Genomic DNA, 22,820 nt, shown 5'->3' with positions numbered 1-22,820 from the left:
AACCTTGTCGCCGTGGTTGGCTTCGTCGGTCCCGTATCGGTCCCGTCGGTCCCGTCGGTCCCGTATCGGTCCCGTCGGTCCCGTCGGTCCCGTCGGTCCCGTCGGCTGTGTCGGCCTCGTCCCGTCACCCTCGTCAGTCCTGCCAGTCCTGCCAGTCCTGCCAGTCCGGCCAGTCCGGCCAGCCCCGTCAGTCCCGGTAGTCCGGGACGCGCTTCTCCTTGCGGGCCGCGACCGCCTCCTCGAAGTTGCGGGTCGTGAGGCGCACGTACAGCTGCGCGTGCGCCTCGGCGTCCATGTGCGCCCGCATGCTGCCGGCCTCCAGGCCCGCCCACAGCATGCGCTTGGTGACCTCGACACCCACGCGGCTGAAGCCGATGATCCGCTCGGCCAGCTCGAACGCCGCGTCGAGCAGGGCGTCCTCCGGGACGACGCGCGACACCAGGCCCATGCCCGCGGCCTCCTCGGCGGGCACGTCCCGCCCGGACAGCATGATCTCGAAGGCCCGCGACGCCCCGATCGCGCGCGGCAGCAGGTAGCCGAGCCCCAGCTCGCTCGCCGTCAGGCCGTTGTTGATACCGGCCGCGCGGAAGTACGCCGACGGCGCGGCGAGCCGGATGTCGGTCGCGACGGCCAGGCAGAACCCGCCGCCGATCGCCGGCCCGTTGATCGCGCCGATGACCGGTTGGTGCAGTTTGCGCAGCGCCGTGATCACGTCGTCGAGGATGTCCATCGACCGCCGGGCGATCGACGAGCGGGTCAGCCCGGCGATCCCGGGGACCCGCCCCGCGCCTTCGAGGTCCGCACCCGAGCAGAACCCCCGCCCCGCCCCGGTGAGCACCACCACCCGCGTATCGTTGTCCGCGCCGACCTGCTCCAGGACGGTTCGAAAGGGGACCATCACGTCGAAGGCCATCGCGTTCATGCGCTCGGGGCGGTTGAGCGTGATCAGAGCGACGTGGGGGCGCGGTTTGTCGACAAGCACGAACGACATGGGGCGGCATCCTCGGGCGGTCGGGAAGAAACACGGGCGGGCCGGTTGTTGCCGGTAATGTTCTTGACTTTGTCAATGAGCAACGCCAAGCGCACCGGTACGGGAGCACGATGTCAAGAGGCGGGCGCACGAAGGGGCGGTACGGCATGCGCGAGGCCCGCGCGGATCCCCGGTCCTTCGACTCCTTCGCCGGGGACTACGACCGCTATTGCGACCTCCACGACCCGCTCGGCGAATGGCTCGGCGCGCGCCTGACCGAGCTGGCCCTCGGCGGTGCCCGCGCCCTCGACGCGGGATGCGGGTCGGGGCGCCACGCACAGTTCCTGGCGGACTCCTACCGCGAGGTCGTCGCCGCCGACCTGAGCCCCGCCCTCGTCGAGACCGCACGCCTGCGCCGCTCGCACGCCCGGGTGCGCTACGAGGCGCGCGACCTGCACGACATCGCCGACGACGACGGCTTCGACCTCGTCATCAGCATCGCGACGCTGCACCACGTCCCCGACCTGGGCAAGGCGCTGCGCCACCTGCGCTCCCTGGTCCGGCCCGGCGGCACCGCGATACTCGTCGACAACGTCTCCGGCCGTCCGACGCCGCCGCGCTGGGCGTACCTCACCGGTGCGGCGTACGAGCTGCCGCGCGACATCCTGCGCCTGGGCGCGCGCGACGCGTGGTGGCTCTACCGGTTCCGCACCAGCCGGCCGTGGCTGGCCCATCTGCTCAGCGACCGCTACCTGACCCGCACCGGGTTCGAACGGCGCTACCGCGAGGTCTTCCCCGAGGCGCGTTTCACCGACCTCGACTTCGCCCACGCCATGATCTGGCACCACCCCGCCGTGCGCCGCGATCGGAGCTGAACCGCGCCCCGAACCGGCGGCGGCCGACCGGCCGGAGCCCGATCAGGGGCCGACCCGCGCCGCACCGGCGACCGCGGTGACGGTGCCCGACTCTCGACCCAACTCGCGCCGCGCGCACGGCCGTTGATCGTCGGGGCTGCCCCGGATCGACCCCTCGTGCCACAATCCTTCCTGCCGCACACGGCCTGCCCGCTTCCGCCGGGGGCCGGGGTGCGTACAAACCGCGCCGAAACGGCCGGACCGACGGGGAGCGGGGGAGAAGCCGACGTGGCGGAACGCGATATTCCGCGCGAACCGCCGCCGTACCACGGGCCGTTCGGCGCGCCGGACGCCGCATCGCGCACACCCCGCGACGGCCGCCCCGCGCCGCGCCCCGGCCCAAGCCGCGTCCCCCCGATCCCGGAGCCGCGCTCGGCCGCCGACGACGGCACCCCGCGACCGGTCCGCGCCCGCCCCGCCCCGGCACCGCGAACCCTTGTACGGCCGAGGCTCCTTGCCGTGCTCGACGCGGTGCGCGACGGCCGGCCCGTACTCCTCGCGGCACCCGCCGGGCACGGCAAGACGACGTTGCTCGACCAGTACGCCGCGACCTGGCAGGGCCCGAGCGCGGGCCTCCGGTTCACCGCCGACGACCGGTACGGCCCCGGCGAGGTCCGCGCCGCCGTCCTCGCGCGCGTCCGGGCCCCCGGCACCCTGCTCGTCCTCGACGACCTGCACCTTCTCCCGGACGCCGCCCACACCTTCGAACTGCTCGCCGCGACGCTGCCCGCCGACGCGCATCTGCTGGCCGCCGCCCGCCCGCTGCCCGCGCTCAACCTCTCGCGCGCCGAACTCGCGCACACCGTCGTCGTCGGCCCCGACGACCTGCGGCTGCGCTGGTGGGAGGTCGACCGGCTGTTCACCGACGTGCACGGCCGCCCCGCCGACCCCGTCCTCGCCTGGGACGCCACCTGGCTCACCGGGGGGTGGGCCGCGCCACTGCACGAATTCCTGCTCTGCACCCGGGGCCTGAGTCGGCGTCAGGTACGGCGCACGCTCACCGCGCCCGGCGTCCCCTTCGCGGTCGGCTACCTCGACCGCCAGGTGCTCGACGAACTCGGGCCGGACCTGCGCGAGTTCCTGATGCGCGTCGCGATCCACCCCGAACTGACCCCGGCCGTCTGCGCGTCCGCCGACACCCCCGCCGCACGCGCCGAGGCCGCCGCGATGCTCCGGCGGGCCGAGCGCGCCGGAGCGCTCGTGCGCAACGGCGCGGGGCTCGTCGGCGAACCCCTGCTGCGCCACCTGCTGGTGCACCGCTTCGCGACCACATCGCCCGACGCGCCCGGCGTGTTCACCGCGGCGGCGGCCCGTCTGCGCGCCGCGGGAGACCCGTTGGGCGCGGCCTGGGCCGCGTTCCTCGCCCGGGACCGGCCCGCACTGCACGAACTCATGGAACGCCACCCGGTCGTCATCGGCGCCGCGCTGCCCGCCCACTGGCACGGCATACTGCGCGCCTTCGCCGGTCCCACGCCCCCGGTCGACCTCGGCGAGGTCCGGCGCATCGCCGAGGAGTTCGGCATCGTCGTCGGCGGCCCCGAGACCGGCGTGCCCACGGCCGTCGTCGCCGGCCCCGGCGGCACCGAGTTCCCGGAGTTCCCCGGGGTCCCGCTCGACGACGAAGGACGCCTCGCCGAGGCGCTGTCGCGCATGGGAGCGGGCGACTACCGGGCCGCGATCGCCGGGTTCGACGCGTTCCTCGGCGACCGCGACGGGCCGCTCGCCGCCGCCGCGGAGCTGTTCCGGGCGCTGAGCTGCCTGCTGTCCGGCCACGGCTGCGACGTGCGCGACGTCGAGAAGGCCGCGCAGCGCGTCGCGCACACCGGACCGGCGTGGCTCGGGCGGCTCGCCCGCGCCGGGCTCACCCTCACCGGCGCCTCCGAATACCGGGGCGAGGCCCGCGCGGTCCGCGCCGCCTGCGAACGCCTCGGCGACGTCTGGGGCGGCGTGCTCGCGGGCCACATGGAGGCCTGCGCCGCGATGCTGCGCGGCGAACCGGACCCGGACCTGCTCACCGGATCCGGGCGGCGTCTCGCCGCCGCCGGGATGGCCGCCGCGGCGACCTGGTCCCTCGCGTACCAGGCGCTGGCCCGCGCGCAACGCGCCGAACCCGGTGCGGAGGAGATCGCCCTGCGCGCCGAACGGGACGCCGAGCGCTGGGAGTTGCCCGGAGCCCTGGTCATCGCGCGGTGCGCCCGGCTGCTCGCCGACCCGGGGGCGTCCGACGTCGACCACGACACCCTCGCGGAGGACGCGGCCCGCCTCGGCATCCGGCTGGAGACGTTCCTCCGCGTCCGGCGCGACCCGGCCGCGCCGCCGCCGACCGCGTTCGACATCCGCTGCTTCGGCGGGTTCGCCGTACGCCTCGCGGGCAAACCGCTGGACCTCGCGCGCCTGGCCCCGCAGAGCCGCGTGCTGTTCCGCGTGCTCGCCCTGCACGCGGGCCGGCCCGTGCACCGCGAGGTGCTGGCCGCGGCGCTGTGGCCGGACGCTCCCGCGCACGCCGCGTTCCACCGCCTCCAGACGGCCGTCTACAAGCTGCGGCGGTTCCTGGAGCCCGGCCGGGGGCGGCGCGGTACCTCCGCGTTCGTGCCCTTCGAGGACGGCGCCTACCGCCTGCGGCTGCCCGAGGGGTCGTACCTGGACATCGCCGCCGCCGAGGATGCCCTCGCCCGCGCCCGGCGCGCCGCCGCGCGCGGGGACGCGGCCCGCGAGGCCCGTACGCTCCGCGAACTCCTCGCCGTGGCCGACGCGTTGCTGCTGCCGGAGACCGGGCCCGAGGAGTGGGTGATCGAGGCGCGCGAGCGCTGGGCGGACGCGGCGGCCGAAGCCCGCGCCCGGCTGGCGGGCCGCGCTTCGTACGCGGACCGCGTGTGACGGGCTGAGCCCGGACGCGGGCGAACGCCGCGGGACCGGCCGCACCCCGCTCCCCGGGGTGTTCCGACACGAACACCCGTGAAGCGCCGGGGAGTTCCGCTGTCGGGGAGGGCCCGATCCGGTCGTCGCGTGCGCCGTCGCGCCGCACCGGCCGACTCGGGCCCTCCCGCGGCGGTTCGCACCGCCGTCCCCCGTATCCCCCGTGCCCCTGTGGTGTGCCCTTGCGCGATCACCGTACGGGCGGGCTCTCACCATCCACTCAACGTTGACGGCCCATCACCGCCCGATCTAACATTCCGACCGTTGGTATGTATAGGAGACCGCTTCGATGAGCCCGCAATCCTCCAGCCCGCAACCGCGTCCCACACCGTCCGCACACCCGCCCGAGCCCGCCGCGACGAGCCCGGCGACCGGGTCGCCCGCGGCAACTCCCGCCGCCCCGGACCCGCCCGCCCCGCGCGCCGGCCTCGTCCTCCTGCTGGCCTGCGGCGGATCGTTCGTCTCGCTGCTCGACGTCACCATCGCCAACCTCGCCGTCCCCGACCTGCACCGCGACTTCACCGGCGCCTCGCTGGCCGACCTGACCTGGGTCATGTCGCTGTACGCCATCGCCTTCGCGGCACTGCTCGCCCCCGCCGGGCGCCTCGCCGACGTCGTCGGACGGCGCCGGCTCTACCGCGCCGGCCTCGTCGTCTTCACCCTCGCGTCCGCCGCGTGCGCCGCCGCACCCGACCTGACGACGCTGCTCGTCGCCCGCGCCGTACAAGGCCTCGGCGCCGCCGCGCTCGTCCCCGCGTCGCTCGCCATCGTGCTCGCCCAGATCCCCGCGCACCGCCGCACCGCCGCGATCGGCGCGTGGTCGGCCTCCGCGTCGCTCGCCGCCGCACTCGGCCCCAGCCTCGGCGGCGTCCTCGTCGACCTCTTCGGCTGGCGCTCGGTCTTCCTCGTCACCGTGCCGCTCGGCGCCGGCCTCCTGCTGCTCACACGCGCCGCGAGCGATTCCCGCAGCGGCGAACCCGTCCCCGACCTGGTCGGCTCCGCACTGCTCGCGACCGGGATCGGCGCCCTCGTCCTCGGCGTCACGCAGGGTTCGGCCTGGGGATGGGACGACCCGCGCACGCTCGCCTGCGTCGTCGCGGGCCTCGTGCTGATCGGCGCGTCCGTCGCCCGCGCGTCCCGGCACCCGCGCCCCGGTCTCGAGGTCGGACTGTGGCGGAGCCGGCAGTACGCCTACGCCAACGTCGTCTCGTTCCTCTTCGGGATGCTGCTGTACCCGTGGCTGCTGCTCGGCGTCCTCTACCTCACCCAGATCTGGCACTACTCCGAACTCCGCGCCGGATTCGCGATGACCCACGGAGCCGTCGTGTCCGCCCTCGCGGGCCTCGCCGTCGGACGGTTCGCGCACCGCGTCGACCCGCGCACCGCCGTCGTCGGCGGCTCGCTGCTGCTGGCCGGCACCGCGCTGTGGATCGGCCTCGCGATGCCCGAGGAACCGTCCTTCGTCGCGCTGTGGCTGCCCAGCGGCGTGCTGCTCGGCCTCGGCATCGGCGCGGTCAGCACCGGTGTCTCGCAGGCCGGCGCGCTGTCCGCGCCACCGGCCGGGTTCGCCGGCGCGACCGGCCTGAATCTCACCGCCCGTCAGATCGGCGGCGCGCTCGGCCTCGCCGTACTCGCCACCGTCATGAACCGCGAGGCCGGCAACGGCACCGACGGATTCACCCGGCTGTTCGTCATGTTCACGGTGCTGGGCGTGCTGACCGCCCTCGCCGGACTCGGCCTGGCGGCCCGGCCGACGACCGGGGGCACGACGACCGCGCCCACCACCGGCCCCGCGACCGCCGCAGCCGCGGACCCCGACGCCCGCCCGGCGCCCGCGGACCCCCACCACCTCACGGAGACACGATGACCGACGCACCCGCCCACCCCGCCGCGCGCCCCCGGCCGGGCACTCCCGGGAACCCGTACCGCCTCACCGCGGAAGACGAGGCCGCCCTCCTCGCGGGCGCCCCGTGGCGGCGCCTGGCCGTCATCGGCGACAGCATCGCCGAAGGCGTCGGCGAACCCACCGAAGGCTTCCCCGACCAGGGCTGGGCCGCCACGCTCGCCGACGCCCTGCGCCGCACGACACCGGGGCTCGCGTACCTCAACCTCGGCACGCGCGACCAGCGCGCCGACGAGATCCGCGCGACACAGCTCGCCCTCGCCCTGGCCTTCGACCCGGACCTGGCCGTCGTCGTCGCGGGCGGCAACGACTTGCTGCGCGGCAGGTTCGACATCGAACCGGTGGCCGGGCACATCGAGGCGATCGTCCGCGCGCTCCGCGAGACCGGCGCCGATGTCGTGACCGTGGGGCTGTACGACTGCGCCGGGAGCCCCTACATCCCCGAGGAACTGCGCGCCCCGCTCACCGCCCGCCTGCACGAACTCAACAACCGCACCTGGGAGATCGCCCTCGACCACGGCGCGATCCACCTCGATTTCACCAACGACCCCGGCTCCGCCGACCCCTCGCTGTACGGCAGCGACGGCCTGCACGGAAACCGGCGCGGACACGCGTACACCGCGGCCGTCGCCGTCCGCACCCTCGGCGCGCGCCTGGGCAACCGGCGCTGACCCGAGCAACGGACGCGGCCTTGGGGCGTGCGGCGGACGTGGGGTTGAATGGCCGGATGGGCACCACGACCGGCCGCACCCGCCGCACGCAGCGGGAACGCTCCGGCGCGACGACGGCGGAGCTGCTGGCCGCGGCGCGCGACCTGTTCGCGAGCGAGGGGTACGCGGCCACCTCGCTCGACGCGGTGTGCGAGCGCGCCGGGGTCAGCAAAGGCGCGCTCTACCACCACTTCCGCAACAAGGAGGCGCTCTTCCACGCGGTCTACGCCGCGGAGGAGGCCACGATCGCCGAGGCGGTCGCCGCCGCGTATCTCGCCGTCGCGGACAAGGACCGCTGGGACGCGGTCTTCGCGGGGTGCGAGGCATACCTCGTCATGTGCCTCGACCCGGGCGTCCAGCGCATCACGCTCCTCGACGCCCCGGGGGCCCTCGGCGTCGAGGCCGTCGACGAGGTGTCGGCGCTGTGCGTCAAGCAGATGTACGTCGGCGTCAAACGCGCGATCGAGGCCGGCCGGATCGCGCCCCGGCCCGTCGAACCCCTCGCCCGCCTGCTCTTCGGCGGTCTCAGCGAGGCCGCGAAGGCGATCGGCCGCGCGCCCGACCCGCTCCGCGCCCAGCACGAGGCGCTGGACGAACTGCGGCGCCTCTTCGACGCCTTCGTGGTATCGGGGCCGACCGGCGAGGAGTAGGCCGGGACGGTGCACGGGCACGGCCGATCCACCGGGCGGGTTGGGAACCGCCGTGGTGGGGCGGGCACTGCCGCGTGTCCCGGTCGGTGCGCCGACCCGACGCCGGGGTGGCGGCGATGGTCTCGCGCAGTTTGTAGCGGTCGGATTCGCGGTCCAGGTCGGCGCCGATGGCGTCCTGGAGCGCGCGGAACACGGCGGTGGCTCCGGTGACGTTCTGCAGCGCGGGCCACGGGCATCGGTGCGCGCGGGCCGATGATCGCCGGGCCGGGGGCGCCCCGTGGAGGGACGGGCCGGTTTGTCGCGGCGACGGGTGGCCCCTCGGCCGCGTGCCGCGTCCCGGTGCCGTCATCCGGGGCGCGCGGGGAAGCCGCCCGTTCCGGGGGTTCGCGTCCGCGCCGGTTGCACCGCAGGTGGACCGGCGGGTAGACACAGGGGGCACGTAATGTCGACCGCCGCGTCCGCCGTCGGGCGCGCACTGTTCCAGAGGACCCGAGGCATGGCGATCTTCCGCCGCAACCGTCCCGCCGGCGGCCCGGCCGGCCCGCATGGCCAACCCGGCGGGCCCGGCGGACATTCGGACGTCCGGCACATGCTGCTCGGCGCGCCCGCCGAGCGGGTCCGGCAGGATCTGCGGCTCACCGTCACGCGCGTCGGCCCGCACATGGCGCCGCCCGCGCTCGCCTGGCCGGTCACCGACGAGATCGCCGCGGTCGCGTGCGTCCGGCTCCCCGACGGCGCGATCGTCACCGCCGAGATCCCGATGGCCCAGGCGTGGGGCATGGGGGCGGAGGACATCTGGCTGCAATCGGCCACGAACCTGCGCGGCGAGCACTTCTCCCGCAGCGAGTTCGACACCGCGGCCGGCGTGCCGATGACGATGTTCACCGGCCAGGCGTGGCCCGGCGCCGCCCAGCTCACCCGCCTCGGCGAGGCCCTGGGCGAGGACCTTCCCGCCGGGGCCCTGGTGACGCTGCCGGAGGAGAACACCCTCCTGACGATCCCGATCCACAACCCCCGCGTCATCGACATGGTCGGACACATGTTCGCCACCGGCCACGAACTGACGCGCGGACAGCCCCCGATGAGCGCCCGCCCCCTGTGGTGGCACGAGGGCGTCATCGAACCCCTCGACGTCCAATGGCACGGCCAAACCGGCCACGTCAGCGGCTCCCCGCGCTTCACCCAGACCATGGCCGCGGCACCACAACGCTGACGCCGCCAGGCGGACGGCTCGGCGCCGCCCCTCCCCACGGGTTTTTCGGCCGGTCGCCTCTCGTGGCCGACCGCCGCGACGGCGACGTCGGCAGTGTGGTTGGGGGCTCGCGTTTCTCGCGTGCCGTGGCTGCGGTGCCGCAAGCGATGCGGACGGAGGTCGGTCACGCCGCGGTGACGTTGCACGCGGCCTGGGCCCCGGAGACGCGGCCGACCCCTGTGCACGCGGTTGAGCCGACGGTGTCGCCGGGTGTCCGCGCTTCTTTCGGGCGGCGGTGCCTCCGAGCCGCTTCGGCCTCCCTCTCGCGGCCGACCGCGTCGCGAGCGTCCGGCAGCCGCGACCTTGACACGTGACGCGGCCGGGGGGACAGGCGGCGTCGGAACAGACCGGGGTCGCGGTGGCCGCCGGTGCGCGTGGAGTGGGCCGCACTCGTGGGGCGACACGGCTTGGGGCGGTGGAACGCCGGACCGGCCCCGGCCGGCCACGGTGACGCTCCGGCCCGGTCGCGGTACCTGGGTGTCCCGCGCGACGGGTTACACGGTCCGGCTGCCGCGTGGTCTTCCTACGCGGGTTTGTCGGCCCGTCGCGGCCGTTCGTGCGCCGGGTGCTCGGGGGGTGGCGCTCGGGTGGTGTGGTGTCATGCGGTCGGGGCCCAGTGGACGCGGTAGATGTGGTGGTGTCGGGTGATGCGCCAGGTGTGGCCGTGCCGGGGAGGGGCCGGCATGGGGTGGGTGGCGGGGTAGGCCGTGATGGTCAGGCGGGACGGGTCGATCGGCGGGGCGTCGTCGAGGCGGTGGCGGAGGACGTCGGCGGCGAGGGGGTCGCCGTGGCCGATGACGCGGCCGTCGTGGGCCAGGGCGAGGCCCGCGCCCTCCCGGCCGCCGGGTTCGTAGATGCCCCACGCGGCGTGCCCGCTCCGCGGGCCGACGAACAGCACCGCGCGGGGGTCGGTCAGGCTCAGGCCCCACCAGCGGGGGTCGGCCGGCTCCGGGCACGGTCCGCGGTCGACGCCCGGCGTGTCGATGAGGGTCCGGATCAGCTCGGCGTCCCGCGCGCCGAGGCTGTCGCCGACCACCGCGAGGTCGGGCCCGAGGACGCGGGTGTGCGAGGCCGGCGCGTGCGGTCCGCGCAGTTGCAGGAAGCCGCACGGGGTGACCGAGACGCTGCGCAGGAGCGGCCCGTCGCGGCGCAGGGCCGCCGACAGTTCCAGCCCCGGGCGCAGCCACAACGGCGCCACCAGCAAGCCCCCGTCGGCCAGTTGCCCCGACCACGCGGGCGGCAGGTCGTCCACGCCGATGGTGGAGTGGAGGCGGTCGTACGGCGCCGCGTCGGGCACGCCGAGCCACCCGTCGCCGTGCCGCAGGTCGAGGGGTGTGCCGTCGCCCGGCGCGAGTTCCGCCAGGCGGGCCGCCGCGCCGGGGACCAGTGCCGCGTCCACCTCGACGCTGGTCACTCGGCCGCCGGGGCCCGTCAACTCGGCCAGGAGCGCGGTGTTGTAGCCGCTGCCCGTACCGATTTCGAGGATCCGCTGCCCGGCGCGCACGTCCAGTTGTTCGAGCATCAGCGCCACGATCGCGGGCTGGCTGATGGTGCTGAGCGGGGCGCCGGACGCGTCCGAGGCGAGGACCAGCACGCGGTCGGCGTACGCCTCGGCCACATCGGTGCCCGCCGGGGTGAACACCTCGCGCGGCACCGCCGCCATCGCCCGCTCGACCCGTGGCGACCGGAGGTGGCCGTCCGCGCGCAACCGCGCGATCAGCCGGTGGCGCAGGCGCGCGGAGACCTCGGCGACGGACGCCTCTTCGGCGGGTTCGTTTTCCACGTCCGGGTTGTACCCGGTCCGGCGGCCGAGCCCGCGTTCCCGTGTCGCGGGTCAGTCGTCGCCGGGCAGGTGCGGGCGGTCGACCAGCGCCCGGAGTTTCTTCGGGGCGAGCACGCAGTAGCTCTCGGTGAGCAGTTCGCCGACCTCCGTCCAGTCGGTGTCGCCGTCGAGGAACATCCCGAGGACGTCCCGCCCCCACCCCGCGTAGAAGAAGGGCGGACCGGCGTCACGCAGCGCCCGCATCTCCTCCCCGGTGGACCGGAACGTGACAACCGTGGCCGGGCCGTCCGCCGCCGAGACCCGGGCGAACACCGACGACGACCCCTCCTCCACCGCCACCACGTGGGCGAACGTCCGCTTGCGCACGCGCCACCTCGTCCCCACCCAGGCCGGCTCCTCGTGGGCCTCGGGTAACGCGAGGCACACCTCGCGCAGCCGGGTGAGCACGGCGGGCGGGATCGCTGAGTCTTCCATGGTTTGAGGGTAGGAGGCCGCGCCGACATTGCCCGGTATCGGACGTTCCGTCAGCCGTCGAGGCGCGCCGCGATGGCCGCGGCGAAGCGCTCCGCGGCCTGTTGGGTGCGGCCGAGGAACAACGACGGTTCGGCCAGCTCCAGTTCGAGGACGACGGGGGTTCCGTCCGCGCCGGGGAGCAGGTCGACGCGGGCGTAGAGCAGGCGGCGGATCCCGCCCGGCACGGCGCACAACACCCGCTGCGCCAGGTGGAGTTCGGCGTCCGTCGCGTCCCGGGCGACGATCGACTCGGCCGCGAGCACGTCGGCGCCGTGGTCCGCGGGCCCGCGCAGCAGGGCGCTCTTGCGGACCGCGTGGCTGTACCGGCCGCCGAAGAACAGCAGCGCGCTCTCGCCGGCGGTGTCGACGGCGTCCAGGTACGGCTGCACCATCACCGTCCGCCCCGACGCGGTGAGATTGGCGGCCAACCCGGCGGCGAGGGCCCGTTCGCGGGGGTCGCCGAGGTCGTACCGCCCGGTGTGGCGCGCTCCGGAGCCGACGGCGGGTTTCACGACGTGCACGCCCTGTGAGGGCAGCGTCACGGTGCTGCCGGACTCCACCCACACGGTCGGCACGACCGGAAGGCCCGCGTCGGCGAGGTCCCGCAGGTAGCGGTGCTTGTCGGTGTTCCACGCGAGGACGTCCGCCGGGTTGCACAGGTTCGGTACGGACCGCGCCCAGCGCAGGAACTCCTCGTGCCGCCAGGAGTAGTCCCACGTGGAGCGCACGACCACCGCGTCGAACGACTCCCAGGCCACGGACGGTTCGTCCCACACGACGGGCACGGCCGTGATGCCGCGCTCGGCGAGCGGGGCGATCACCGCGCGTTCGTCGGGGGCGAGGTCCGGGAGCCGCGCACACGTCGCGAGGGCGACCGTTTTGCGCGGGCTGCCGGGGCGGGGGCTCCCGCCGGGGTCGCGGGGGATTGCCATGGATCACGCCCTCCGTGGATGTCGGGCATCCCGGCGGTGTCGGTCGGCGTGGGTCGGGGGCGGCCGGCGCGGGATGTAGGGCGTCACGATATCGGGATGATCCGGGCGACCGGGTGAGGGACCCTCGGGAGGTTGAGGGAGTATCGCCCGAATTTTGCTGTGGTTCATGGTGATTTGATGGTGATCATCCCTCGCCGTGCCCGTGAGGGACCCTCGCGACCGGAGCCGCGACCGCAGCGGGAGACGGCTCGCGGGCGCCGACGGCCGGGCACGGGGGAGTAATCCCGGCCGTCGGCGGATGTCGCCGCCCAGCGCGGCGACGCGCGGGTGTCAGGAGCCCGCGCGTCGGCACGGCGGCGCCCGGTGCCTGCCCCGTCGCGGCGGTAGGAAAACCCCTCGCGAGGCCCCCTGGAACGATCGGTCGGACTCGGCCAAGGAACGGTCACGGTCGGTGCGAGAGCACAGAGTTCCGCAGCGAAGTACGCCAAATCCGCTGCCGCATGGTGTTCCTCCGCACAGGGCGGTGCACCCGTGCGGCAACGCCCGCCGTCGTAAACGGTTGGCCTCGTGGTGTCGCGGGGGAGTAGAACGGATCGGGCCATGCCCGGGAGTGGGTGTGGGTGAACTCGGGCAGGGAGCGTCGGCACCGTGGGGCACATCGATATCAACGCGGTGAGCTATTCGCTGCCCGACGGGCGCGTCCTGCTGGACGAGGTCTCGTTTCGCGTCGGCGACGGCGCGACCACCGCGCTGGTCGGTGCGAACGGCGCGGGGAAGACGACCCTGCTGCGCATCGTCACCGGCGAGCTGCGCCCGGACTCGGGTGCGGTGACCCGCACCGGGGGCCTCGGCGTCATGCCGCAGTTCATCGGGCGCATCCGCGACGAGTCCACGGTCCGCGACCTGCTCGTGTCGCTCGCGCCGCCGCGCGTGCGCGACGCGGTGCGCGCGGTCGACGACGCGGAACTCGCCCTCATGGACACCGACGACGAGCCCACCCAGATGCGGTACGCGACCGCGCTGGCCGAGTTCGGCGACGCCGGCGGCTACGACCTGGAGCCGGTGTGGGACCAATGCTGCGCCGCCGCCCTGGGCATGGCGTACGACGTCGCCAAGTGGCGTACCGTCACCACGCTGTCCGGCGGCGAGCAGAAACGGCTGGCCCTCGAAGCCCTGTTGCGCGGACCCGACGACGTGCTGCTTCTCGACGAACCCGACAACTACCTGGACGTCCCCGGGAAGCAATGGCTCGAACAGGCGCTGCGCGAGACGCCGAAGGCCGTGCTCCTGGTGTCCCACGACCGGGAACTCCTCGCCAACGCCGCCGACCGCATCGTCACCGTCGAACTGGGCGCCGCGGGCAACTCGGCGTGGCTGCACGGCGGTTCGTTCGGCACCTACCACGCCGCGCGGGAGGCGCGCTTCGAGCGGTTCGAGGAGTTGCGCCGCCGTTGGGACGAAGAGCACGCGAAACTCAAGGCCTTGGTGCTGATGTACAAGAACAAGGCCGCCTACAACGACGGCCTCGCGTCGCGCTACCAGGCCGCCCGGACCCGGCTGCGCAAGTTCGAGGACGCCGGGCCGCCGCAGAACATCCCGCGCGAGCAGAACGTACGGCTGCGCCTGCGCGGCAGCCGTACCGGAAAACGCGCCGTCATCGTCGAAGGCCTCGAACTCACGGGTCTCATGCGGCCCTTCGACTCCGAGGTGTGGTACGGCGACCGCGTCGCGGTGCTCGGCTCCAACGGTTCGGGCAAGTCCCATTTCCTGCGCCTGCTCGCGGCGGGCGGATCCGACCCCGACGTCGAGCACCGACCCGTCGGAGAGGCCCGGATCGCGGCGGTCGCGCACACCGGCACGGCACGGCTGGGGGCGCGGGTGCGGCCGGGCTGGTTCGCGCAGACGCACGAACACCCCGAATTCACCGGGCGCACGCTCACCGAGATCCTGCACCGCGGCGACGCGCACCGGCGCGGCCTCGACCGCGAGGCCGCCGCGCGCGTCCTCGATCGCTACGAACTCGCCTACGCGGCCGAGCAGTTCTTCGACTCGCTGTCCGGCGGCCAGCAGGCGCGGTTCCAAATCCTGCTGCTCGAACTCTCCGGCGCCAACCTGCTGTTGCTCGACGAGCCGACCGACAACCTGGACCTGGTCTCGGCCGAGGCCCTGCAGCAGGCCCTGGAGGCGTTCGACGGCACCGTCCTCGCGGTCACCCACGACCGCTGGTTCGCCCGCGCGTTCGACCGCTTCCTGGTCTTCGGAGCCGACGGCCGCGTACGCGAGGCACCCGAGCCGGTGTGGACCGAGGCACGCGTCGAGCGGGCCCGCGGCTGACCGTCCGCCCGCCGCGGCGGCGCGGCCTTATGCGGTGGTTCCCGTCGCCACGAGGCTCCGGACGCGGGGCGCGACCTCTTCGCCCACCCGGTACGCCTCCTCCAGGTGCGGATACCCGGACAGCACGAATTCGTCGACGCCCAAGGCGTGGTACTCCGCGAGCCGCGCCGCGACCTCGTCGTGCGAGCCGACCAGCGCGGTGCCGGCTCCCTCGCGGACGAGCCCGATGCCCGCCCACAGGTTGGGGGCGACGAGCAGCTCCTCGGCGCGGGTCGGCGCCCGGCCGCCGTGCAGGGCGGTCATGCGGGCCTGCCCGGTGGAGTCCATCGTCGCGAACCGTTCCTGCGACGCCCGGATCGCCGCCGGATCGAACCCGGAGAGGATCCGGTCGGCCTCGCGCCACGCCTCCTCGGACGTGTCGCGCGTGACGACGTGCACGCGCAATCCGAACCGCAGGGCCCGACGGACGCCGTGTGCCCGCTCCCTCACCCGATCGATGCGCTCGGCGATCGCGGACGGCGGCTCCCCCCACAGCAGTTGCACGTCGGCGCGCCGCGCGGCAACGCCCTCGGCGGCGGGGGACGCCCCGCCGAAGTAGAGGGGGACGGGGTGTTCGGTGGCCGGATCGACCAACCGCGCGCCCTCCAGGCGCACATGGCTGTCGTCGGAGTCCACGCGTCGGCCGTCGAGCAGCGCGCGGAGCGCGGCCATGTACGCGTCGGTGCGGGCGTACCGCTCGCCGTGCGGCAAGTGGTCGCCGTACGCCCGCTGTTCGGCCGGATCACCGCCGGTGACGACGTTGAGCCGCAGCCGCCCGCCCGCGAACCTGCGGAAGGCGTCCGCCTGTTGCGCCAGCAGCGTGGGGCTGGTGAATCCGGCGCGGAAGGCGACGAGGAACCCGATGCGTTCGGTGTGCTGCGTCAAGGCGGCCGACAGGATCCACGGGTCGACGCAGCCCAGCCCCACAGGCGTCAACAGCGCGGTGAATCCCGCCTGTTCGGCCGCACGGGCCACCTGGGCGAGGTACGCGATGTCCGCGGGCCGACGGGTCGCGGAGCCGGTGCGCGCCTGAACGGCCGTCACCCCGCCCGGATCGCGGCCGTCGCCGCCGGTCGGCAGGAACCAGTGGAACAGCGGCTCGCCGCGGGCGGTTCCCGGCTCGTCGGCGGCGAGGGACGGGGCGGATGACACGGACATGAGGGACCTCGGCGGGAGGAGTAGGGAAGGCGTACGGAACGGAACCCCGGCGGTGTCGCACGCGGCGGCGACCCGACGGCTCGAAGTCACGCGCGGGCGGCGGTGCCGCAACCGGCGGCCGGAGCACGGCACCCGCCCCGGGCGCTTGCCCCGGGGGTCGGGGCGAAACGTGCGCGCTCGGCGGGAGACGGCCGAACAACGCGCGGGATCGCGGCCGACGAGCGGCGACAAGCGCGACCGGTGCGCGCTACGGCGCGGCGGCGTGACTCAGACGCGCCGGTCGCGGCGGCGCGCGGCCCTACACATCATGGCCACCACACGCAGCAGGTCCACGTGGCGGCGGGTGACAAGAGCGGGGGCCATGCCGCGATGATGCTGACACCCGGCGAGTCCCGGCAAGGGCGTACCGCATCGTGGTACGTCATCCCGGCATGCGGACGCCACACTTCGCATGATGGACGCGGGCCGTCCATGCACATCCGGCTCGCGGGAATCACCGCCATGGGCAAGTCCGTGTCGTGGCGCCGGCTTTTTCCTGCGGGCGGTCCGCTCCGACGACTGGGCGCCCGTGCCGTGCGCGTCTCCCGGCCCGCGGACACCGCCGATTCCCGCACACCCCCGGTCGGGCCCGGCCGACCGGCGGCGTCGGGGTTTGCCCCGTTTGGGTACCCTGCCGGGATGTTCACCGTGACCTCAGTCAACGTCAACGGCCTCCGGGCCGCGTCCGCCAAGGGCTTCACCGCCTGGCTGCGCACGACCGACGCCGATGTCGTGTGCCTGCAGGAGGTCCGCGCCGAGCCCGGCCAACTCACCGACGCCGTACGCGAACCCGACGGCTGGCACACAGTCTACGCCCCGTCCGTCCTCAAGGGCCGGGCCGGCGTCGCGGTGTACTCGCGTACCGAACCCACCGCCCACCGCGTCGGGTTCGGCTCGACCGAGTTCGACGCGTCGGGCCGCTGGCTCGAGGTCGACCTGCCCGGCGTCACCGTCGCGAGCCTCTACCTGCCCACCGGCGAGGCCGAGACGCCCAAGCAGGACGCCAAACACCGCTTCATGACGGAACTCGCCGACCACTTGGTGCGGCTGCGGGAGAAGGCCGCTGCGGACGGCCGCGAGGTCGTCGTCTGCGGCGACTGGAATATCGGCCACACCGAGGCCGATATCAAGAACTGGAAGGGGAACCTCGCGAAATCGGGCTTCCTCCCCGACGAACGCGCCTGGCTCTCCCGGGTGTTCGGCGAGTACGGCTACCACGACGTGGTACGCGACCTGCACCCCGGCGTCGCGGGCCCCTACACGTGGTGGTCGATGCGCGGCAAGGCCTTCGACAACGACGCCGGCTGGCGCATCGACTACCTCGCCGCCACCCAGGGCCTCGCCCGGTGCGCCGAGACCGCCGTCGTGGAGCGCGCCGCCACCTACGCCGAACGCTGGTCCGACCACGCGCCGGTCACGGTCGTGTTCGGCTTCGACCCGGCGTAGCACGGGCGCCCCGCAACCGGGCCTACCCCGCACGTCGTCCCCGGAGGCAGAATCACGGGCAACCCGGATGAGCCCGGAGCGAGCCGAGAGGGACGACTCATGCGCACCCTGGTCCGGATCATCGCCCCACGCTGGTACGCACGCTGGTCCCAGGCCCGGTCGGCGACGCGCCACCCGGCCGCACACCTGACCCCCGCGCCGGTCCGACGGGCCCGCGCCCGCTTCACCTGGATCGCCGACCCGCGCCGCGCGGCGCGGCGCAGGGTCGAGGACGAGGTCGTCCGCGAGGTCCGCCGCCGACTGCGGTGACGAGGCGGGATCGGTCACGTGACCGGGCCGCGTCCGGCCGGGCCGCGCTCGGCCGGGCCAGCCGCGCGAGACGGCGGCGGAGCCGGGACGGCCGCGCCCGGGAGGTGTCCCGGCGGGCCGCGCTAGCGAGGCGCGCCGGGGTCGTCGGACTTGCCGAGGTCGACCGGGGCCGACGGCGCCGCCGGAGCGGCAGGCGGCTGCGGTGCCGCGCCACCCCAGCCGGGCGGCGGACCCGCGAGGGAGCCGAACGGCGCTCCCGGTGCCCCGGGCATCCCCGGCGCGCCGAATCCGCCGCCCGGCATCCCCGGCATGCCCGGCGCGCCCGCCATCGGCATCGCGCCCGCGTACGCGCCCGGAGGCGGCTGCAACCCCATGCGCTGCTCCTGCATCGCGGTCACCCGCTGCACGACGAGGATCGCCAGCACGGCACCCGCGACCAGCAGGAGAAGGGCCACCGCCCCGACCCGGTCGCCGGCCACCACGGAGTCGACGTACTCCGACAACGTGACGTCGCCGTTGTCCAACTCGTCCTCGGTTTTGCGCTCGGCGGCGGAGCCGAGGAACGTGAGCGAGCCGACCGAGTAGATGATCCACCACCACCACAGCAGGGCCTTGCCGGCGGGGCGTCCGCCCGGCATCGCCGACTGCGGGTCGCTGCGCTTCCAGATGTCGTGCGCGACGATCTTCGGGATCACGAAGTTGGCGAGCGGGATGAACCAGCCGCCGATCGCCCAGCCCTTGCTCATCGTCGCCGACGGGCCGTACCACGCCTCGGTGTTGCTGCGGGCCCGGGAGAACCAGACGACGAAGACGATCCCCGCGGCCAGCATGCCCAGGGCGTACAGCGCCGTGGTCACCTCGACGAAGTCGTCCGCGTCCTCCAGGTCGCCGGACAGCACGTCGCTGAGGGTGACGCCGTCGACCAGCGCGGCCCGGTGGAACATCGCGATCGCGCCCAGCACGCTGATCCCCGCGACGATGCCGAGCAGAATGCACACGGCGTTCGCGAGGCCGCGCAGCGGCTTGACCGGGATCCACTCCATCGGCATGGGCGGCGGCCACGCGTGTCCGGGCTGGTGGCCGCCGGGGCCGCCCAACGGCATCCCGGGCGGGACGCCCATGCCGGGCGGGGGAGGGCCCGGCTGCATCGGCACGGCACCGGGCGGGACGCCGGGGCCGCCCGGCACACCCGGACCCGAGGGGGACGGCGGGGCGAACGGGTCGCGGGCCGCCTGGGGTGGAGCGGCGCCGCACGCGGGGCACGGTCCGTTCGGGGCGAGTGGAGCACCACAGTTGGCGCACGGCATTGCGGGGTTCCCCCTGCTGTCACGGGACTGGTCGATGCCGGGCGGCGGCCTGCCGGTCCGGCGCGCACGCCGCGCGATCGCCGCCCGTTTGTGCAGCGCATCATGCCGTGCCGGGGGTGGCCGTGTCATCGCGCCCGCCGTATGGGGTGGCCGCCGCGCCATCGCGCGGTGCCGTACGGGCGGACGTCCCGACCTCCCCGCCAACTTGCCGCACGGTAAGCGGGAAATGCCCAACCAACGTGCACCGCTTCATAATTGACGCCCCATCAGGCTTGTCATTCGACAGTCTCCGACGTACGTTTCACCCACGAGAGGCAGCACCCGCACGGCACCGAACCGCTCGTACGCGCGCCCCGAGGGGAGGGCAAGGGCCATGGCCGCGCCGACGCCGGAAGACACGTACGACAGAGTGCTCGCTGTCGCCATGGAGCTTTTCGGCGAGAACGGCTTCGCCGGCACCTCGCTCCAGGCCATCGCGGACCGCGTCGGTGTCACCAAAGCCGCCCTCTACTACCACTTCCGCACCAAGGACGAACTGCTCGACGCGCTGCTCCGCCCCGCCCTCAACGACCTGGACCGCGTGCTCGACGCCGCCGAACGCCGCAAGGGCCAGGCGGTGCGCCAGCGCGTCCTGTTCGAGGGGTACGTCGACTTCCTGCTCCGCTACCGCACACTCGCGGTCATCCTCGATCACGATGTGTCAGTGGGTACGCACCCCGCGATCAGGCCGCGGCTGGAGTCGATCACCGCACGGGTGGGCGCCGTCATCAACGACAGCGAACGACCCGTCGAGTACCGCGTCGCGGCGGCCGTCGCGATGGGTGGGCTGTACTCCGCGGTCGCGACCTTCTCCGACCTCCCCGACGACGAACTGCGCGGCACGCTCCTGGACATCGTGCGACGGCTGCTGCCCACCCGCACGACCCGCCGCACCAGCCCGGCCACGCCGGACGCGGCCTAGCCCGGGACGCGGCGCGCACCCCGGCGGGACCGGCTCTCACGCACCTGCGAAATACCGGAAAAATCCGGTTTGTTGGCATCCGTCCGGGAGGAACGTCCCGGCGAACAGCCCGAGGAGGCTCCCATGACCTGTCCGGCTCTTTCGGCGGACTTCGACCCGACCGACCCGGACCTCTACACCCAGCGGCTGCCTCTGGAGGAGTTCGCCGAACTGCGCCGCACCGCGCCCGTCAAGTGGATCCCGCAGACCTCGCGGGTCTCCAACTTCGGCGACGACGGATACTGGCTGGTCACCCGGCACGCCGACGTCAAGGAGGTCTCCACCAAACCGGAGATCTACTCGACGAACCGCAACACCGCGATCATCCGCTTCGGCGAGGGCATCCAACTCGACACGATCGACGCGCAAAAGCTCATCATGGTCAACATCGACCCGCCCGAGCACACCCGGCTGCGCTCGATCGTGCAGCGCGGCTTCACCCCGCGCGCGATCAACGCCCTCAAGGACACCCTCACCGAGCGCGCCGCCCGCATCGTCGGCGAGGCCGCCAAGGCGGGCACCGGCGACTTCGTCACCCAGATCGCGTGCGAACTCCCGCTCCAGGCGATCGCCGAACTCATCGGCGTCCCGCAGGACGACCGGGGCAAGATCTTCGCGTGGTCGAACCAGATGCTCGGCTACGACGACCCCGACTACGCCGAGAACTCCTCCGTCGGCGAGCAGGCCGCGGCCGAGATCATGATGTACTCGATGGGCATGGCCGAGGAACGCAAGGCGTGCCCCGCCCAGGACATCGTGTCCCGGCTCGTCGCCGCGGAATCCGAAGGCTCCCTCTCCTCCGACGAATTCGGCTTCTTCGTGCTGCTGCTGGCCGTCGCCGGCAACGAGACCACCCGCAACGCCATCACCCACGGCATGCTGGCCTTCTTCGACAACCCCGACCAGTGGGACCTCTACAAGGCGTCGCGCCCGGAGACCACCGCCGACGAGATCATCCGCTACTCCTCGCCCGTCATGGCGTTCCAGCGCACCGCGACCGAGGACACCGTGCTCGGCGGCCAGGAGATCAAGGAGGGGCAGCGCGTCGGCATCTTCTACAGCTCCGCCAACTTCGACGGGGACGTCTTCGACAACCCCGACAAGTTCGACATCACGCGCGACCCCAACCCCCACCTCGGCTTCGGCGGCGGAGGCCCGCACTTCTGCCTCGGCGCGTCGCTCGCCCGGATGGAGATCAACCTGATGTTCAACGCCATCGCCGAGGCGATGCCGAACATCGCCAAGGCCGCCGAACCCCGTCGGTTGCGCCACGCATGGATCAACGGCATCAAGGAGCTGCAGGTCGACTACACCGGCTGACCCGCGGCGGCCCGCGGCGCCGCACCCGCGGTGACCAGGGGGGACAGTCGAGAGCCCCGCGGTGCCGGAGACGGCCGGCGGGGCTCTCGCGGGGGTCGGAATCATGGTGGGAGAGGCGCGTGGGAGATGGCCAAAGGTGGCCGATGCCGGACAGCGGCCGGCACGGTCCCGGCGGACACCCGCGGTGTGTCCGCCTCATGACGGAGCGCACTCGCCGCGCGCTCCGGTGGCCGCGGGCACGCACCTCTCGGGCCGCGGCCGTCCTCCGTCGCCCCGTTCCGGCGTCGCCCCCGTTCCGCTGCCGCGCCTCGTCCCGCTACCGCCCCTGTCGATGGTGTGACGGTCGAACTCGCTGTATCACGCAGTGAATTGACGTCACGTCAGATCTCATTTCGGGGTCGCGTGCCGCGGGTTTCGGAGGTTCGAATGTGCTTGCGGGGCGGGCGTCGCTAGGGTTCCGGGAGCCGAACGCACCCGGGAGATGCCGACCATGCGCGACCACGCCGCTCGTACGACGATGGCTCTGCTCGTCACCGCCACGCTCGCGATGGCCGGGTGCAGCAGCGGTTCCGGTACGAAGAACTCGGCCAAGGACGCCCGGCCGACCGGGCAGGAAACCCCCGGTCAGGGCGGCTCGGTGCCCACCGTCGACATTCCCGACCTCGGGGGCAAGGACCTGGGCACCGCGACCGACACCGTGCGGCAGCTCGGGTTCGCCGACATCGTCTACCGCGACGCGGCCGGCAAGGGGCGCAAGCCCGCGGCCGACAAGAACTGGAAGGTCTGCGACCAGACCCCCGCGCCGGGGCCGTCGAACCCCAAGGAACGCGTGGAGTTCGGCGCCGTCCAGGCCAAGGAGAACTGCACCAGCTTCCCGACCAACGCGCCGTCGCAGCCGGCGGCCACCGCGCCGACCAAGGCCAGTGAGCCCCCGACCAGCGCCAAGCCGACGACGCAGGCTCCGACGAAACCCGCGCCGACGACCTCCCGCCCCGACAACCAGCCGACCCGGAGCGGCTTCGTCTTCTACCGCAACTGCGAGGAGGCCAAGGAGGCCGGCGCGGCGCCGCTGCACCGCGGCGACCCGGGCTACAGCCGGCGCCTGGACAAGGACGGGGACGGCGTGGCCTGCGAGAAGTAGCCCGCGCGAAGAAGTAGGGAGTGGCGTACCGGGCGCCCGTCGCGGCGCCCGTGCGCGCGGCGTACGTGCCTCGCATACCGCGCGTGCGCGCCGTTGGCGCTCCCCGCACGCCCTCTTGGCGCTGCTCCGTTCGAGGGGATCTCCGCGAACGCCCGTCCACGCCGCACGGCACGCGCGACACTGG

General features: G+C 74.0%; 18 protein-coding genes. 12 read left to right on the top strand and 6 right to left on the bottom strand.

Annotation, left to right across the window (positions count from 1 at the left end; genetic code table 11):
• Positions 1-187 precede the first annotated feature (187 nt).
• On the bottom strand, positions 188-991 hold the full coding sequence (locus LO772_RS04445; protein ID WP_231777029.1) for an enoyl-CoA hydratase: 804 nt from the start codon (positions 989-991) through the stop codon (positions 188-190).
• 146 nt (positions 992-1,137) lie between these two features.
• Here LO772_RS04445 and LO772_RS04440 point away from each other — a divergent pair, with 146 nt between their 5' ends.
• The 6 genes from LO772_RS04440 (at position 1,138) to LO772_RS04415 (ending at position 9,276) form a co-directional block, all read left to right on the top strand.
• Positions 1,138-1,845 carry a class I SAM-dependent methyltransferase gene (locus LO772_RS04440; RefSeq protein WP_231777028.1) on the top strand — a complete coding sequence of 236 codons (708 nt, stop codon included), beginning with the start codon at positions 1,138-1,140 and terminating at the stop codon, positions 1,843-1,845.
• Positions 1,846-2,343: 498 nt separating this feature from the next.
• A complete protein-coding gene (locus LO772_RS04435; RefSeq protein WP_231777027.1) occupies positions 2,344-4,761 on the top strand; it encodes an AfsR/SARP family transcriptional regulator in 2,418 nt (805 codons plus the stop codon).
• Positions 4,762-5,089: 328 nt separating this feature from the next.
• Positions 5,090-6,667 (top strand): DHA2 family efflux MFS transporter permease subunit, encoded by a 1,578-nt coding sequence (locus tag LO772_RS04430; RefSeq protein ID WP_231777026.1) that lies wholly within the window; start codon positions 5,090-5,092, stop codon positions 6,665-6,667.
• Positions 6,664-7,374, top strand: a complete 711-nt coding sequence (locus tag LO772_RS04425) for an SGNH/GDSL hydrolase family protein (protein ID WP_231777025.1) — start codon at positions 6,664-6,666, stop codon at positions 7,372-7,374. The genes LO772_RS04430 and LO772_RS04425 overlap by 4 nt, the downstream gene beginning before the upstream one ends.
• Before the next feature lie 56 nt (positions 7,375-7,430).
• A complete protein-coding gene (locus LO772_RS04420; RefSeq protein WP_231777024.1) occupies positions 7,431-8,063 on the top strand; it encodes a TetR/AcrR family transcriptional regulator in 633 nt (210 codons plus the stop codon).
• 496 nt (positions 8,064-8,559) lie between these two features.
• Positions 8,560-9,276 carry a hypothetical protein gene (locus LO772_RS04415; RefSeq protein WP_231777023.1) on the top strand — a complete coding sequence of 239 codons (717 nt, stop codon included), beginning with the start codon at positions 8,560-8,562 and terminating at the stop codon, positions 9,274-9,276.
• Between the two features lie 637 nt (positions 9,277-9,913).
• On the opposite strand, the gene LO772_RS04410 is transcribed toward LO772_RS04415, so the two are convergent.
• From LO772_RS04410 to LO772_RS04400, 3 genes are read right to left on the bottom strand one after another with little or no spacing between them, the layout of a single operon-like run.
• Entirely contained in the window at positions 9,914-11,098 is a 1,185-nt protein-coding gene (locus LO772_RS04410) for a hypothetical protein (RefSeq protein WP_231777022.1), read from the bottom strand.
• Positions 11,099-11,149: 51 nt separating this feature from the next.
• Positions 11,150-11,572, bottom strand: coding sequence for an MmcQ/YjbR family DNA-binding protein (locus LO772_RS04405; RefSeq protein WP_231777021.1), 423 nt, complete (start codon positions 11,570-11,572; stop codon positions 11,150-11,152).
• Between the two features lie 50 nt (positions 11,573-11,622).
• Positions 11,623-12,543, bottom strand: coding sequence for an ATP-grasp domain-containing protein (locus tag LO772_RS04400; RefSeq protein WP_231777020.1), 921 nt, complete (start codon positions 12,541-12,543; stop codon positions 11,623-11,625).
• A gap of 648 nt (positions 12,544-13,191) precedes the next feature.
• Between LO772_RS04400 and LO772_RS04395 the strand changes: the two genes are divergently transcribed.
• Positions 13,192-14,877 (top strand): ABC-F family ATP-binding cassette domain-containing protein, encoded by a 1,686-nt coding sequence (locus tag LO772_RS04395; RefSeq protein ID WP_231777019.1) that lies wholly within the window; start codon positions 13,192-13,194, stop codon positions 14,875-14,877.
• 27 nt (positions 14,878-14,904) lie between these two features.
• On the opposite strand, the gene LO772_RS04390 is transcribed toward LO772_RS04395, so the two are convergent.
• Positions 14,905-16,074: an LLM class flavin-dependent oxidoreductase gene (locus tag LO772_RS04390; protein WP_231777018.1), complete on the bottom strand. Its 1,170-nt coding sequence runs from the start codon at positions 16,072-16,074 to the stop codon at positions 14,905-14,907.
• Positions 16,075-16,752: 678 nt separating this feature from the next.
• Here LO772_RS04390 and LO772_RS04385 point away from each other — a divergent pair.
• Positions 16,753-17,559 (top strand): exodeoxyribonuclease III, encoded by an 807-nt coding sequence (locus tag LO772_RS04385; protein ID WP_231777017.1) that lies wholly within the window; start codon positions 16,753-16,755, stop codon positions 17,557-17,559.
• A gap of 99 nt (positions 17,560-17,658) precedes the next feature.
• Entirely contained in the window at positions 17,659-17,868 is a 210-nt protein-coding gene (locus tag LO772_RS04380) for a hypothetical protein (RefSeq protein ID WP_231777016.1), read from the top strand.
• 122 nt (positions 17,869-17,990) lie between these two features.
• Here LO772_RS04380 and LO772_RS04375 read toward each other — a convergent pair whose 3' ends face one another.
• On the bottom strand, positions 17,991-18,989 hold the full coding sequence (locus tag LO772_RS04375) for a DUF4328 domain-containing protein (RefSeq protein ID WP_231777015.1): 999 nt from the start codon (positions 18,987-18,989) through the stop codon (positions 17,991-17,993).
• A gap of 559 nt (positions 18,990-19,548) precedes the next feature.
• On the opposite strand from LO772_RS04375, the gene LO772_RS04370 reads away from it, so the two are divergent.
• From LO772_RS04370 to LO772_RS04360, 3 genes are all read left to right on the top strand, one after another.
• On the top strand, positions 19,549-20,136 hold the full coding sequence (locus tag LO772_RS04370) for a TetR/AcrR family transcriptional regulator (protein WP_231777014.1): 588 nt from the start codon (positions 19,549-19,551) through the stop codon (positions 20,134-20,136).
• A 123-nt stretch (positions 20,137-20,259) separates the two neighbouring features.
• Positions 20,260-21,495, top strand: a complete 1,236-nt coding sequence (locus LO772_RS04365; protein WP_231777013.1) for a cytochrome P450 — start codon at positions 20,260-20,262, stop codon at positions 21,493-21,495.
• 490 nt (positions 21,496-21,985) lie between these two features.
• Positions 21,986-22,636 (top strand): excalibur calcium-binding domain-containing protein, encoded by a 651-nt coding sequence (locus LO772_RS04360; RefSeq protein WP_231777012.1) that lies wholly within the window; start codon positions 21,986-21,988, stop codon positions 22,634-22,636.
• Positions 22,637-22,820: the final 184 nt, after the last annotated feature.

Source organism: Yinghuangia sp. ASG 101 (assembly GCF_021165735.1).
GTDB lineage: Bacteria > Actinomycetota > Actinomycetes > Streptomycetales > Streptomycetaceae > Yinghuangia.
The sequence above is the reverse complement of the archived record's forward strand: the minus strand, read 5'-3'. Positions and strand labels throughout refer to the sequence as shown.